The 14,934-nt window shown below is 45.1% G+C and carries 14 protein-coding genes; 11 read left to right on the top strand and 3 right to left on the bottom strand.

Going from position 1 to position 14,934, the window contains the following annotated elements; all coding sequences use genetic code 11:
- Positions 1-323: 323 nt before the first annotated feature.
- The 7 genes from ACJJIY_RS10600 (at position 324) to ACJJIY_RS10570 (ending at position 7,896) form a co-directional block, all read left to right on the top strand.
- Complete coding sequence (locus ACJJIY_RS10600) at positions 324-587, top strand: hypothetical protein (RefSeq protein ID WP_445354896.1); 264 nt, start codon at positions 324-326, stop codon at positions 585-587.
- A 72-nt stretch (positions 588-659) separates the two neighbouring features.
- On the top strand, positions 660-1,073 hold the full coding sequence (locus ACJJIY_RS10595; RefSeq protein ID WP_445359583.1) for a putative signal transducing protein: 414 nt from the start codon (positions 660-662) through the stop codon (positions 1,071-1,073).
- A gap of 888 nt (positions 1,074-1,961) precedes the next feature.
- Positions 1,962-2,642 carry a DUF6629 family protein gene (locus tag ACJJIY_RS10590; protein ID WP_445359582.1) on the top strand — a complete coding sequence of 227 codons (681 nt, stop codon included), beginning with the start codon at positions 1,962-1,964 and terminating at the stop codon, positions 2,640-2,642.
- A gap of 843 nt (positions 2,643-3,485) precedes the next feature.
- Positions 3,486-3,815, top strand: coding sequence for a hypothetical protein (locus tag ACJJIY_RS10585; protein ID WP_445354899.1), 330 nt, complete (start codon positions 3,486-3,488; stop codon positions 3,813-3,815).
- A gap of 853 nt (positions 3,816-4,668) precedes the next feature.
- Complete coding sequence (locus tag ACJJIY_RS10580; RefSeq protein ID WP_445354900.1) at positions 4,669-4,926, top strand: hypothetical protein; 258 nt, start codon at positions 4,669-4,671, stop codon at positions 4,924-4,926.
- Positions 4,927-5,630: 704 nt separating this feature from the next.
- Positions 5,631-6,338, top strand: coding sequence for a hypothetical protein (locus tag ACJJIY_RS10575; protein ID WP_445354901.1), 708 nt, complete (start codon positions 5,631-5,633; stop codon positions 6,336-6,338).
- A 493-nt stretch (positions 6,339-6,831) separates the two neighbouring features.
- Entirely contained in the window at positions 6,832-7,896 is a 1,065-nt protein-coding gene (locus tag ACJJIY_RS10570) for an ABC transporter ATP-binding protein (protein WP_445359581.1), read from the top strand.
- A gap of 6 nt (positions 7,897-7,902) precedes the next feature.
- On the opposite strand, the gene ACJJIY_RS10565 is transcribed toward ACJJIY_RS10570, so the two are convergent.
- Both ACJJIY_RS10565 and ACJJIY_RS10560 read right to left on the bottom strand, forming a co-directional pair.
- Complete coding sequence (locus tag ACJJIY_RS10565) at positions 7,903-9,588, bottom strand: ABC transporter permease (RefSeq protein ID WP_444894865.1); 1,686 nt, start codon at positions 9,586-9,588, stop codon at positions 7,903-7,905.
- A 122-nt stretch (positions 9,589-9,710) separates the two neighbouring features.
- Positions 9,711-10,742, bottom strand: a complete 1,032-nt coding sequence (locus ACJJIY_RS10560) for a Fe(3+) ABC transporter substrate-binding protein (RefSeq protein ID WP_282931603.1) — start codon at positions 10,740-10,742, stop codon at positions 9,711-9,713.
- Between the two features lie 149 nt (positions 10,743-10,891).
- Between ACJJIY_RS10560 and ACJJIY_RS10555 the strand changes: the two genes are divergently transcribed.
- The 4 genes from ACJJIY_RS10555 to ACJJIY_RS10540 all read left to right on the top strand — a co-directional run bounded on the left by ACJJIY_RS10555 (position 10,892) and on the right by ACJJIY_RS10540 (position 13,834).
- Positions 10,892-11,299 carry a hypothetical protein gene (locus ACJJIY_RS10555; protein ID WP_445359580.1) on the top strand — a complete coding sequence of 136 codons (408 nt, stop codon included), beginning with the start codon at positions 10,892-10,894 and terminating at the stop codon, positions 11,297-11,299.
- Between the two features lie 130 nt (positions 11,300-11,429).
- Positions 11,430-11,696 carry a PepSY domain-containing protein gene (locus ACJJIY_RS10550; protein WP_282931601.1) on the top strand — a complete coding sequence of 89 codons (267 nt, stop codon included), beginning with the start codon at positions 11,430-11,432 and terminating at the stop codon, positions 11,694-11,696.
- A 237-nt stretch (positions 11,697-11,933) separates the two neighbouring features.
- Positions 11,934-13,379, top strand: a complete 1,446-nt coding sequence (locus tag ACJJIY_RS10545; RefSeq protein ID WP_445359579.1) for a coniferyl aldehyde dehydrogenase — start codon at positions 11,934-11,936, stop codon at positions 13,377-13,379.
- A 149-nt stretch (positions 13,380-13,528) separates the two neighbouring features.
- Complete coding sequence (locus ACJJIY_RS10540) at positions 13,529-13,834, top strand: hypothetical protein (protein ID WP_413664728.1); 306 nt, start codon at positions 13,529-13,531, stop codon at positions 13,832-13,834.
- Between the two features lie 99 nt (positions 13,835-13,933).
- Here the strand turns inward: ACJJIY_RS10540 and ACJJIY_RS10535 are convergent, their stop codons facing one another.
- On the bottom strand, positions 13,934-14,932 hold the full coding sequence (locus ACJJIY_RS10535) for an AraC family transcriptional regulator (protein ID WP_445359578.1): 999 nt from the start codon (positions 14,930-14,932) through the stop codon (positions 13,934-13,936).
- Positions 14,933-14,934: the final 2 nt, after the last annotated feature.

Genomic DNA, 14,934 nt, shown 5'->3' with positions numbered 1-14,934 from the left:
CTTCGTAATTGTTGTTGGGGTGGCAAACGATGTGTCCTGTTCAAGCTGAGCGGCATTACAATCAAATGATCCAGGCATTCGTTGCTACGGTCCTTACGGTGGCAGGTGCGATAAAGCTCTGGAGCCGCTGCACTTGCCCACTATATAGACACTATGCTTCATCATAATTGGAACTAATTTTTATGCTCTTTAAGGGATCGTGTAAATGTAACCGTTGGCATATTGAAGTTCAGTTAGCAAAGCCGCTCGAAGCTTTGAATCCGCGCATTTGCGATTGCAGTTATTGCCAAGCCAATCCTTCCCCAATTATAAGTGACCCAACTATGTCTGCGGTTTTCATTGGCGATGGAATTTCAACTAATCAAAATGGAGATCAGCTTGCAGTTTTCTACCATTGCAAAGGTTGTAATCAACTGCTAGCCGTAGGCTGCAATATAAATAGCCAGCTTCGTGGAGCAGTAAATCTCAACTTATTGAAAGGTGTAGATCAACTTGGCGACCCTATTCAAGTTCAGCCGAGGCTATTGAGCGCTGATCAAAAGCTAGAACGCTGGGGTAAGTTGTGGGGTTTCCTTAGTGGACTATAAAAACATAACACGTCTCTAAATTTTCAGACACTTCGTCCCGCAGCTCAAGACGTTAAGCGCTAAGGTGATCACTTGCTAGTAACCGTTGCTAGATTCTCATTTCCATATGAAGCGCAGATTGCAAAAGCACGACTTGAATCTGAAGGAATACACGCTTTCATTGCAGATGAGCACACAGTCAATATGCAGTGGCTATATTCTAATGCTATTGGTGGAGTCAGGCTTCAAGTGTCGGAAAGAGACCTTGATGAAGCCAATGAAATACTAAATCAAGACCGTTCCATTCTTGTAGACCAAGAATTAGGGCATGATGAAGAAAGAGTATGCGAGTCCTGCTCATCACGAAATGTCGAGCCGTTTACCAAGGGGAAAAAGCCCGCATTTTTGGTTTTCCTACTTTTGGGGATGCCTTTATTTTTCTATCAACATGGAGTTAAGTGCAAGGACTGCGGCCACTTCCAAAAGTTTGATAATCAGCGATCATAAAATATTGCCCCTTTAATGTTGAACATGGCGCCAACACCCCCACCCATACTCTTTGTTAAAAGCCTATTGATTTGAATATGAGTTTTAGACTAAACAAATAAGGTATATCCATTCACCAAGCTGCTGGATTAAACCTTAATTGCCTCATTTACAATCACCGCGAACAAGACAACGCCATTTTAAACACCCCAATCATTCTTATATGGCCAATCATCTGGAAAAATAGGGGGTCGAATGGATGTGATTGCTAGCCCTATCCGCAATATCCAAAGTGAGTCGTAAAGTATGGCAAGGATACCGAGAGCTATGGAATTGAAAACCTATGACTGTCAGTTCTCGTTTACGGTAGATAGGCTTATTCGTGGCACACATCTGAAATCTAAAATGTCTTAGATAAAAGGCAATTACTCTCGTATCAACGACTTATTAGCACCCCCGGCTAAATGTGTTCATCGTAATGACTCGCAAGTATCGAATGGGGTAATACCCCACTGTATTTAATTTAACGGACGTATTAAGACTGTTAAGCGTAAAAGCCAACCCACAGCCAAGAAGCAAAACTGAGACCCATTTTGATCAACTAAATAGATAATGCAACTACCCCAGCGGCATTACACTGGCTTGTTTAACCCTCTCGACATAGATTTTACTTATATAGGTATCTACCTACATAAGCAAACTCAATATAGCTTTATTAGTCTTTTCAGCTTAACTCATAAGATGAATTGAAAACATTGAAGTAGACTTAGTCATCACAATCTAATTCATAAGCTTAGTACAAATTAGCAAAGTCAACTAACTTTCTAGGTTATGGATATTGTTATGTTGCATATCAAATTATACGACTTTGGCTTAAGTTAGAATACATTACATATAGAGAAAATCATTATGTGTTTTTCAGCCACGGCATCGTTCGGATCAGCAGCTCTGCTTATTGTCGGTGGTGCTTTGTGTACAACACATGCTATGAAAAATGATAAAACCTATTTATTACTCGCAGTCACCCCCCTCCTTTTTGCGTTACAGCAAGTAAGTGAAGGGGTAGTATGGATTGGATACAACGAAAATTTGGTGTCACTGACCGCAGCATCTTCTATTTTTTATTTATTTTTTGCTCTGTTTTTTTGGCTTGTCTGGATACCAATTGTTGCCTTTAGTCTTGAGACAAAAAAATGGAAAAGAATTTTCTTTATTATATTAACAATCATAGGTTTTATTTTTGGCTTATATCTTTGGATACCCATCCTATTAGAAACAGGACCAAGACACTTAATAAAAACGAGCGTGTGCGGCCATAGCTTATGCTATATCACATCCGATTACAGCTTATTCGCCATTACAACTGGACATATTATCTATTCTTTACTTGGATTTTTATTTTTATTATCGAGCAATCGAATTTTTATAAAATTTTGGGCACTTGTCATGACACTAGGTGTTATCGTTTATTTCACTCAACGCGAAACATGGGTATCAACCTGGTGCTTCTTTGCTGCGATATCGACCTTATGGATTTACTTTCTATTAATAAATTATTATAAATCAAAAATAGAAAAACAACCCTCATAATTGGGGCAACGAAGTTAGGCGTTAACAGGCAGTACTAAGCACATTAATTTTGGATTCCCACAGATTGAGACTGTTGCCATTCAGACCTTCATCTAAAATAAATGTTCGATTTATGTCTTTTAGGCTTTTAGACTTTTTATCACTTTCATACCTGTTGTTGTTTTTTTAATAAGTCGACCCAGTAGAAAACCATAACAAATATGTCCTTTGCCAGTACCGAAGGCGAGAATCAATTTACTCTCCCACGAAGAGCATCTTAAATATTTAAACCTAGGAAAAACTAAACAAGCGAAATTCTACCTTTATTTATTCGACTGAAAAGAATACTTTTATCAAAAAAGAAACCGTTTCTTAAAGGACTCTTAGCGCGTTGCAGATAATGCACCCTTAGGTGTCATCGGATGATGATCTCAAAAACTACCATCACCCGGAGATGGACAAAGAATACCGACACACCTTACTTGTACAAATTGGTGCTCAGATACCGATAGGACTAAAAAACGGGCAGATAGCATTGAGGATCCTATCATTTATATGTGTTAAGGGGCTGCTATTGAGTACCCCCTATGGAGCATTATCACCAATGATAATTGATTTATTTCTAGTTACATGAAAAATAAGATTTGAGACCAAGAATAGTTATTCAGCTTAGTCCATTGTGCTGTATCATTAATGGAACATTGCGAGTTAAAATACTTCAAAATATTCCAACAAGTATAGCTGGATGATATCATCTAGCCTCACCTGAAATTATTATCTAGTGAAGCCCCGGGAATAAAAGATTTTTCAAGGCCTGATTTTTATAATTTCGCTACGCAACCATTGAAATAGTATAGGAAAAACATGTCCATCCTTAGAAGCCTCTTGGCAACAGCAGCTCTTTTACTTCCACTTTCGGGCAATGCTGCATTTACTGAAGCTCATAAGATAGAAGATCTGAAAGCTCAAACCAATGGTGTATATGTAAAATTAAGCGGATTTGAAAATGATCCCAGTATTAGTAATTTGGATTGCACCAACAACAAGACATTTGTAATGTTAGAAACTTCTGAGAACTATGAAGGGAGATTGTCATTCCTAATTTCTGCATACATGGCAGATAAATCAATACAAATAAGTTACTACGATTGCCAAGGATCATACTTAAATTTGAGTTCTGTGATTTTTAAATAACTCACATCATGTAGCGGGTATGCCGGTAGCTTGTGGCTACTGGCCTCGCGCCACCCGTCATGAAAATCTACAATAGGCAATCTCCTACCTGTAAGGAGTTTTACCCAACAACCATATAACAAACTCAATTCTATTTTCAAAAAAAACATCTCCAAGCGTGAAATATCTATCCCTTTTATTTGTCTAATGTAAATAACTTTTAATGCTGGCCAATACATTGGTGCTTAGGTTCGAGTAAATTACACTTTACCTTGTTATCGATTGAGCTTCAATAATGGAAAGAAATTAGAACAAATAAGCTCAACCATCCTAAACACCATGAATAATTCCAAGAATTAGTGACAAAAATGCCTGGCGGTAAAGCAATATACTAGACCATATATTGGTCAACAAACGTTAGCGGAAGTTCGGTTAACCCCTTCAAAGAATTTTCGCTTCAAATTTTCCTCATATAAAAAGAAGATTGCGCTCGTCATATCGACCTCAGTATTGATGAACGACCAGCGAAGATATCCCTCCTTGAAACATTCAATGTATGTGATGTACTGTTATCTTCACTCGAAATCTCTCACAGTCCAGTACACGCACCAAATACTGAGGCTAATGGTATAATCGGGATTAGACTCGCTTAAACACTGCTGCACAACTAAAAGTATGCATCACTCTGGACTGACTATCGGTCAGTTTGGTGATAGCTATGATCAGGAACTAGACCCAGTAGCTGCCCAAATTGTTTACAGGCCAAACTACTGGAAAACCCGTGCATCCCATACTCACTATTGAAGACCTGCCGTGCCGCTAAGGTGAGCAGGTAGTTATCGAATCAGTCTTCTTTGCTTTACAGGCGGGGAAATTGCCTTTTTGTGGGCCCCAGCGGTTGTGGCAAGACAACGCTGCTACACGCATCGCTGGATTTCAACCAGTCGCAGCAGGGAATATCCAGCTATCCGGGGAAGTGATTTCCTCTCGTGGAAAACAGATTCCCACAGAGAAGTGGAAAATTGGGATAGTATTTCAGGACTACGCCCTCTTCTCACACCTCACCGTTGAACAGAATATTGCCTTCGGTATCCAGTCACTGCCAAAAGCAAGCAAAATCCGAGATGTTTGAATACATTGAGATTTTCTATCTTAGGGTTCGTAGGTGTTCTATATTAAGCTATGAAAGTCCAGTAGGGTATGAACGCAAAGGCGCATAGTCAAAGTTTCCACTTTTTGTGGGCAAGACCACCTTATGCGACGGGCATCTCTGCACCAAGCACACACTTTTGCTTTCGGCGACATTCATCCTAAAAAGCAATGCTTTATTACAGTTTTTTTCAATCACTCTAATGTAAATCGCTAATAGCGCAGTAAAGCTTTAGGGAGATTGTAAAGCCACATCAAATTCCAGCACTCAACTACCCCTCTCATTTTGAACTAGCACGGCACTGATCATATTAGCAGGGAGGTGGGACGCTTGCACAAGACCATAGACCAGTTTCCTAGACGCCCATCATATTTAGCAACAGAAAAAATACCTAAGCAACTTGTTATTTGACTTAAGAGGCATGAATTTTTCACTATTAATATGTGGAAATATGGAAGTTTGAAGAGAAAGTCTTTAGAATCCGCGAGCTCGCATCATTTGTAACTTATTGCCGCAATACTATGGCCATTTTAAAACCTATCACCAAAGTACAAGTTTTGCATATACCCCCCCCCAACATGGAGAGTTTAAAAGTGCAACAAAATAATGATGGGGCCTAAAGCGAGTCAAGTTAGTCACTAGATAAATGTTATAACATTAAACAAAATATATTATGAGGGTTTAAAATGAAACTAAAAATCACATCAATCTTTTTAGCAATTATTATGCTGGGCGGATGTACTAGAGCTCTGGTAGCCACATACGAGCCAGGTGTTAACCTAGAACACAACGGTATCTCTGGCACAAGATTAGCTGTTTATCAATTTGAGGATTCACGCTCTTGGATTGATGAAAATGATGAAAAATCAAAGAGCTTTATAGGCAAGCAAGGCGCTTGGAAATTTGGCCTAAAGTATGAAGGCGTTGCGTACCAGCCAGTTGCTCAGATACTGCAAGATGTTTTTATTAAAGATTTTAAAATGGTGGGTGTTGACGCCTTTAAAGGTGAGGAGTCAACCTCTCCCTCCTATTCTTTAAATGGTAAAATATTAAATTTTGAGTTTGAAAATGAAACTGGACTAGTGACAGTAACAAGCAGAAGACATGTTTCAATAGTTTTGACTCTGTCTGACAAAGAAGGCCGAGTTATATTGGCAAACGAGTTATTCAATGAAGTCAGCAGAGAAAATGAAGGAATGGGAGTTTTGCACTCTACGAATGTCGATAAACTAATGAAAGAAGCTCTTAAAGAAGTAGTAGTTAGCGTGATCAATCGTACAAATACTGAATTGGCTCACGTCGGACTGGAAGCTATGAGTGTCAGTCTTAATGGCGTAGATATAACCCCATTTTTAGACTCTATGTACTATGCCGGAATAAACCTAAATCAATAGGGTCAATCAAATCTCTAAGTGCCGAATGATCGGCACTTAGAGTATTATTAATTGGAACTATCTCTCTTTATCCTCGCTAAGATCGATAAGAAAACAATGTAAAAAAAGGTGTGTTCAAAACTTCCCCCTCATCTTAAGTCAAGGTAATCGCCCATTTAAATAAGTGCGGGTACGAACATTTATTTCCTAACTGCTCAAATGGCAGGGGCTAACAGCTTTTCAGATTACTCGATTTCCGCCTGTAATAGCTTCGCTAACTCAGGTCACATTTATGAGTATCGCCTTAGATAAAGAGCTATCAAAGTTATATTCAATATATGTATAATGGCTGTTAGTTCTGGTTAACCCTAGATATATTTACGAAAACCTTTTTTGATTATATCTTGCTTCACCACACTATTAAATTTAGTTTCTGGCGACTCTACGCTGTGTGTTACCTGTTTATGGATCCCATCTTCAGCTTTGCGTCTGAAAATTGCTTGAAGTGTCGAGAATGCAAACTACTGGAAAACCCGTGCACCCCATACTCACTATTGAAGACCTGCAGTGCCGCTACGGTGAGCAGGTAGTTATCGAATCGGTTTCCTTTGCTTTACAGGCGGGGGAAATTGCCTGTTTGTTGGGCCCCAGCGGTTGTGGCAAAACAACGTTGCTGCACGCCATTGCTGGTTTTCAGCCGGTCTCAGCGGGGAGTATCCAGTTATCTGGGGAAGTGATTTCCTCCTGTGAGAAACAGATTCCCGCAGAGCAACGGAATATTGGGGTGGTATTTCAGGACTACGCCCTCTTCCCACACCTTACCGTTGAACAGAATATTGCCTTCGGTATCCAGTCAATGCCGAAAAGCAAGCGGCAATCCCGCACCCAGTCTTTGCTAAAGTTAGTGCATCTGGAAGGCTTTGGGCAACAGTACCCACATCAGCTCTCTGGCGGTCAGCAGCAGCGTGTTGCTCTGGCTCGGGCACTGGCACCGCGCCCCAAGCTGTTACTCCTAGATGAACCCTTCTCCAATCTGGATACCGAGTTGCGCCGCAGTCTCGCCGCCGAAGTCCGCTATATACTGCGCGAAGAGAAGATCCCTGCAATTATTGTTACCCACGACCGCCATGAGGCTTTTATTGCCGGAGATAAGCTGGGAGTACTCAGCCAAGGCCAATTACAGCAGTGGGACAGCCCTCAAGACACTTATCAAACACCTAGAAACTTGGCAGTTGCAAGGATTGTTAGTGAAGGGAATATCATTTCCGGTACTGTTGTGGGCAATGGCCTGATCAGCACCCCTCTGGGGGAAGTAAAGATGCCGACAGCTGCATACGAAAGTGGAGATCAGCTCGAACTGTTTGTGCGCAGTGAGGATATTGCCGCAGGCGAACATCCCGGTGCTGTGATGGCTCAGGTTGTGGAAAAGAATTTTCTCGGCAACCAGGTGAACTATCGCTTTCAGTTAGCTGCAGGGGAAACTGTCGAGGCCGCTTTGAATGCAGACGTTCAAGCCGCTCCTGGTGATAAACTTCCCCTGCACCTTTCCTCTGCTCTGGTGTTTGACCAAGCCCGATAAAAGCTATCAGGACAGGGCGGGCGCTTCTGAGTCCGCCACGGCTGTGCGCTCCTCACCTCTGCGCCAACCAATGGAACGGCTTAGTAAAATCACCGGTATCAACCCCACCAGGACAATCAATAAAGCCCCCAGGGCCGAGCGTTCCAGCATCTCATCGGAAGCGAACTGATAAACATAAGTCGCCAGGGTGTCAAAGCCAAAGGGGCGCAGTAACAAAGTCGCCGGCAGTTCTTTCATACAATCCACAAAGACCACCAAGCCACCCGTTAGTAGACCTGTACGCACCAAAGGTAGATGTACAGCCCACAGGGTTTGCCAGCTATTGCGCCCCAGGGAGCGGGCAGCGCGATCCATTGAAGGGGTTACTTTCTCCAGGCTGGATTCTATGGCCCCTGTGGACACTGCCAGGAAGCGCACTGTGTAGGCAAAAATAATGGCGAAAATACTGCCGCTTAACAGCAGCCCTATGGAGATATCAAAGTGTTCACGTAAAAAACCATCCACCGCATTATCAAAAGCGGCCAGGGGAATCAGGACACCAATCGCCAGTACTGCCCCGGGCATTGCATAACCCAGCTTGGAAAAGCCGACCAAGACCCGTACGGATCTTTTGGGTTGCAGTCGCTTACCGTAAGCCAACAGCAGGCCCAGCAGTACAGAGACCAGTGCCGCTGCGATTGACAGTAACAAGCTATTGCTGGCGATCTGTATAAAATCTTCGCTCCAATAACTGGAGAAGTTGCTGAGTGCGTAACCTCCCAGAACCAGCAGGGGAATAATAAAACCAGCCACCAACAGTAACCCGCAGAACAATAGGGCTACACCGGATCGCCAGCCGCGCAAATCATAGCGTTCACGCTGGGAATTTGGCGATTGTACAAAGTGCTTCTGCCTCGCCCGCCCCATTCGCTCCAGCGTAATTAACAGAACAACAAAAATCAGAGTGCTACAGGCAATTTGCGCCGCGCCTCCTAAATTGCCGTGGCTCAACCAGGTATCGTAAATTCCGACACTCAAGGTGCGTACGGCAAAGAAGTCCACTGTGCCGAAATCATTCAGGGTTTCCATCAATACCAGTGATAAACCCACCGCAATTGCCGGGCGTGCCATTGGCAGGGATACGCGCAAGAAGCTCTGCCAGGGCGTACAGCCCAATGACCGGCTCGCGGCACGTATACTGCCGCACTGCTCGATAAAGGCTGCTCGCGCGAGCATATAGACATAAGGGAAGAGCACCAGTGACAGCATGGCAATCGCCCCACCCATGCTACGGATCTCCGGGAACCAGTAATCCCTGGCTGTCTGCCAACCAAACCAGGCGCGCAGGGACTTTTGCACAGGGCCCGCATATTCCAGCAAGTCCGTGTAAACGTAGGCAATCACATAGGCGGGAACAGCAAACGGCAGTAACAGCCCCCACTCAAACAAACGACGCCCGGGGAACTGGCACATGCTCACCAGCCAGGCACTGCCCACGCCTGTTATCAGCGTTACCAAACCGACACCGCCAGCCAGAATCAATGTGGAGGACACATAGTGAAACAACACCGTATCCACCAGGTGCGGCCAGATATTTTCTTCGGGGAAAAATGCCAACCAAAAAATGGATAGCACTGGCAGAGCTACCAGAAGGGAGATAGTAGCTACCAATAGCAGCCAGCGGGAAGCTGATAAGTTTGCTCGGTTTAGCATGGATTAAGGAATCAAAAGCTCATTATAAAAGAACGGCCCTGGTCTCTCGACAGGGCCGTTCGAATAAGGCTGAGATAGTGCTGTCAATTTACTCGGCAGCAATTCCCATTCAGTTAACCATTCTAAAAGTCAAAGCGTACTTCATCAACCATACGGGAAGCCGCTGGAACGTAGGAACCGATCTCCGTGAGACTCAGATCATCTTCTTTAAACTCACCCATATACTCCTTAATCAACTCAGAGCGGGCAGTGCCAGGGCGTACCGGGAACTCAAAGTTTTTCTCAGCGTAAGAGTATTGAGCATCGGCGCCGCTGAGGAATTCCAGCAGCTTAACGGCATTTTCACGGTTGGGGGCATGCTTGGTCAGCGCCGCACCGGAAATAAACATATGGGTACCGCGATCTTTCTGGTTAGGGAAGACCAGGTTTACAGACTTGGCCCAATCCACCTGCTCCGGCTGCTCCTTATTGGTAATCATTTTACCGAAGTAGTAGCTGTTACCCAGGGAAAGGTCGCAGACACCTTCGCTAATCGCTTTAACCTGAGCGCGGTCATTACCCTGGGGCTTACGCGCCAGATTCGCTTTCACACCTTGCAGCCACTCTTTGGTTTCTGCTTCACCGTGATGGGCGATCATGGAGGCGATCAGGGACAGGGTATAGGGATGCTTGCCGCTACGAGTACAGATTCGGCCCTTCCACTTAGGGTCTACCAACTCTTCGTAGCGAGTAATTTCACCGGGCTTAACGCGGTCTTTGGAGGCGTAGATCAAACGCGCCCGGGTGGTCAGGCCGAACCAGTTGCCAGCCTTATCGCGAAATTGTGATGGGATATTGTCTTCCAGGATTTCACTGCTTACCGGTTGGGTCAGCTGCTTATTAAGCAGATCCATCAGGCTGCTGGTATTGGAAGTCAGGACCAGGTCAGCGGGGCTATTGCGCCCTTCCCTTTGTAAACGCTCGTTCAAGCCTTTGCTGGCGTAGACCACTTTGGCCTCAATACCGGTTTTTTCGGTGAACTCCTTTAAGATCGGCTCTATAAGGAAAGGCTGTCGGTAGGAGTAGATATTTACCTGCTCGGCCGCACTGGCACCCACAGCACCCAACAAGCCGGCTACAGCCAGCACTTTTTGAAATAGAGCTCTGGTAGACATTATCGTAGATCACCCTTGGATTAAACGAGAAACATTCTCATTTGATTTAATGGCAATGTCAATAAAAATACATATGACCTAAGGCGATAAGGCAAAGTCGTCAATTTCCTCCTATGCTTAGGCTTGATACCGCCACCCATAGAGGTCCTATGTACCGCTTTGGCCCTTTAATAGCACTGATCTTTGTCCTCTGCAGCTGTGGGGGCCCGAAGGACTCCAAGTCACCTGCAACCCCTCCTGCAGATGAGTCGGCTACCAGCGCCATGAAGGAGCCCATTGCCCCACCGGGCAATGAAGTGGAAACGGAAAAGAAAGCTGCAGCTATATGCACCCCGGAATGGTTTGCCTGGGTTCAACAGCAAGTGCTTGCCCAGCAGAATGGCGATATGGCGAAACTATACCCATCCGGTATGCCAACTACCGGTAGTGAGGAGTGGTTCACAGCCATCACCCGGCTCAGCGGAGCCAATACCAACGGTCTCAAACCCGGAGGAATGGAGTGGTGCGAGGCTATCCAGAAGCATCTTACCGAGGGCAGTCCACAAAACCCGTTGTAAGTGCCTGGAGACCAAACGCAGACGCATCAGTTTTTATTTTACAGTTTGGAAATACCGATCGCTCGGTTAAGGGAAGATTTGACTCATAGGATACTGCGATTTAGCAAATAGACAGCGAGGTAATAGCACCATGCAGCCTATCAGCAAGTTGTTGCTGGCCTTTATCGCCGCAACAGCACTACCCTATGCACTCGCCAAAGAAAAGCCCCCACCCGGAGCTATGGCCCTTTCCACCGTATTGACCAAATTGGAACAGCAGGGCTACACCCCAATTGTTGAGGTCGATCTGGACAAGGGTAAGTGGAAGATTGAGGCCTATAAGGGTGACCAGAAGTACGACTTGCACGTAGACCCCAACTCTGCGGAAGTTTTGTCGGAAAAACCGGACAACGATTAAGGATTAGCGTCCTCATTCTGAGCTATCCTGCCAGGGCCGGCTGCCAAAGCCGGCCCTAACCTATTCTGCTTGAACATAGTGATGTAATCCGCGCCATAAATTGCGATGGCAAAACAAACTTGGCCATACCCCGGATAAAATTTGTTATCCGATCATCAAAGGAATTTACCGGATTGGTCAATCACTCCGATTCAATTTCGTTTAGTCTTTCTGAGATCAACGCCACAGGATAATAAAATGACAACACAAACCCTGACCCGGCAGGATGCAGACAAAGCGGTACTGCAAAACTATCTGGACAAACAGCGCAGTGCCTACCTGGCCAACCCGGCTCCCAGCTATCAGCAACGTGTGCAGGATCTTAGAACCCTTGCCCAGCTCCTGCGTGAACAGCAGGAACCCATTATCCAGGCGATCAGTAACGACTACGGCAATCGAGCCCGGGAAGAGATACTGCTCTACGATATCTACCCAGCGCTCTCCGGCATTAAAGAGACTATCAAGCGCTTAAAGAAGTGGATGAAACCCAGAGGGCGCCATACAGATTTTAAATCCTATCCCCTCTCTAAAAATCGTGTGGTCCCACAACCTCTGGGGGTAATTGGCGTCATAGTGCCGTGGAACTTCCCAATAAACTTAAGCTTTTCACCACTGACCAATATTTTCGCCGCAGGCAATCAGGCGATGGTCAAGATGTCTACCAACTCCAAGCATCTTGCAGAGTTACTCAGTAAAGTCTGTGAACAATACTTCCCAGAAGAAAAGCTGGTTTTTATTCCCGATGCCGATGAAATAGGCCCGGTGTTTTCCAGCCTTAAATTCGATCACTTAATTTTTACCGGATCCAGTAATACCGGCCGTGCAGTAATGCGCTCCGCCGCAGAAAACCTGACTCCAGTCACATTGGAACTTGGTGGTAAATCACCGGCAATTGTTGGCCCGGATTACCCGGTTAAGAAAGCCGCCGAGCAACTAATTTACTGGAAGCTGGTAAACGCCGGGCAGATCTGTGTCAACGTGGATTATCTTTTCTTGCCGGAGGAGCATCTCGAAGAGTTTATCGAGCACGCAAAACATTATGTTCAGAAGCACTACCCCGACTTAGATGGCCAGGATTACACTTCTATTATCGACGATACATCTTACCAGCGAATCTGGGCAACCCTGGATGACGCCAAGGCTAAGGGTGCTAATACCATAGATTTAAGTGCTGGCAAATTGGATAGGGACAATAAACTGCGAAAATTCCCTCCGCATATCCTGACCAATGTAGACGGCGAGATGCTGGCAATGCAGCGTGAGATTTTTGGCCCTCTATTGCCGATTATCACTTACTCCAAGCCAGAGGAAGTTATTGATTATATTAATGCTCGCCCCAGACCCCTGGCGATTTACCCTTACACTCACGACAAAACCTTACAAGATTTATATATCAACAAGGTAATGTCTGGAGGCGTGTCGGTAAATAATTGTGTACTGCACGTTGGTCAGCACGATATTCCATTTGGCGGCGTTGGTGAAAGCGGTATGGGCCACTACCATGGCTACGAGGGATTTCTGACCTTCTCTAAACTTCGCCCCATCTTCTATCAGGGCCCAATCGATCTATTAAAATTACTGCGGCCTCCCTATGGCAAACTCTCAACTCGTGTTATCGACTTTATGCTAAAACTTACCCGCTAGTATTTTTATGGCCCGGCTACATCCTGTAGCCGGGCCATTCACTGCTATAATCGCGCTCAGATAAGATCGAAATCACTACAGCCCGCTGGCACTGCGATAATCCCTAGTCCAAACTAAAACTATGGCTTGTTAGCAGTTTGGAGCCGTAGATGATTTTTCTTACCGCCATAGCTTTAGTTGGCAATCTCACTAACCCAATCCCCCCCGGCCTCGATCCCAATAAACCCGCCCCCATCTACGACAGCCCCGACCTTTACGGAGCGGAACCCTCGGTCATTGCCTTGGACTTATCCACCATTAAAGCGAAACTGCATGGTCTTGGGTTTAATCCCATCACGCATATCGAATTTGTAGGCGGAAGATGGAAAATCCAGGCGGTCTACGGAGGAGAATTGAGGGCTTTGGAAGTGAATCCGGACAACGGAATAATTATTGCTGACCGACCAGCCAATTAATGGCTGTTTAAATGTTAAAACTAAGGAGCCTCTAGGTCCAAACTGGTCACAAAAATATACAGTGATATGCAAACATTGGCTTTTTACTAACGGATCTATTCAGTGAATAGAGTCCCGGTATTGCAATGGTGTCATTCCTTTCCAGCCCCGGTAGGCCCGAATAAATGAATTGGGTTCTTTAAATCCCAACATAAAAGAAATCTCGCCCAGATGAAGGCTGGATTTGGCGAGGTAGTGATCAGCCAAACTTGATCTAACTCCCTGTAATACTGTCTGGAAGGATTGATTTTCCTCACCCAGTTTCCGCTGCAAAGTCCTTTTACTGATAGCCAAGCGTTCAGACACTGCTTCGACAGAACTCTCTCCAGCCGGTAGTAACTCTATCAATACTGAACCTACCCGCTCTCCCATTGTGGCTTCGCTATCCAGATCCTTGAGCTGTTGGCTCAATTTACCCTCAAAGAAATCCCACATAGGGGCATTGGCAGTCAGAAATGGCTTTTGTGCATCTTGCGCTGAGAAACAAATTCTCACCCGGTCTGACTGCTTAATTGAACAACCAAAAAACTCCCGATAAGGCGTTTGATCTTCAGGCAGCTGCGGTAGTGCCAATTCCAATGGTTGAATTTCCTCCCGGGTTCCCAACCGAGCCAGGCGGATATAGAAAATTAATTCGCTCAGGCCCAAAGCTTCAGGGATATTCCCATCACTTCCATAGCACTCTAAATTGAGCTTGGTGTACTCATCAGTAATATCCAAGTGCAATTCCATGGGACCAATCAATGGTTTGTATTGCTGTATCCGCAGTAGAGCTTGATTCAGATTTGCACTGCACAGGCTCGCAAATATGGGAGGGTCAAACGACTCAGCCGAAAGGTGCTCCGCCAGTAAAAGCGGTAGTGGCCGATCCTTAGAGGCCTGATCAATACCACACCAGAAACGGAAATATTCCACCGGAGTGAGTGTCACAGCCTCCCGCTGTAACAGATCCGCAGGTAACCCGGCATAGGCAAGAGCCAGCGCTGTATCGATATTCATATCGTGTAATATCAATTTCCAGCTGGGAGGTACCAGGAATTTCGCTGCACGTTTGATCATTA

The sequence above is a fragment of the Microbulbifer maximicatervae (SeqCode) genome, from assembly GCF_052468155.1.
The sequence above is the reverse complement of the archived record's forward strand: the minus strand, read 5'-3'. Positions and strand labels throughout refer to the sequence as shown.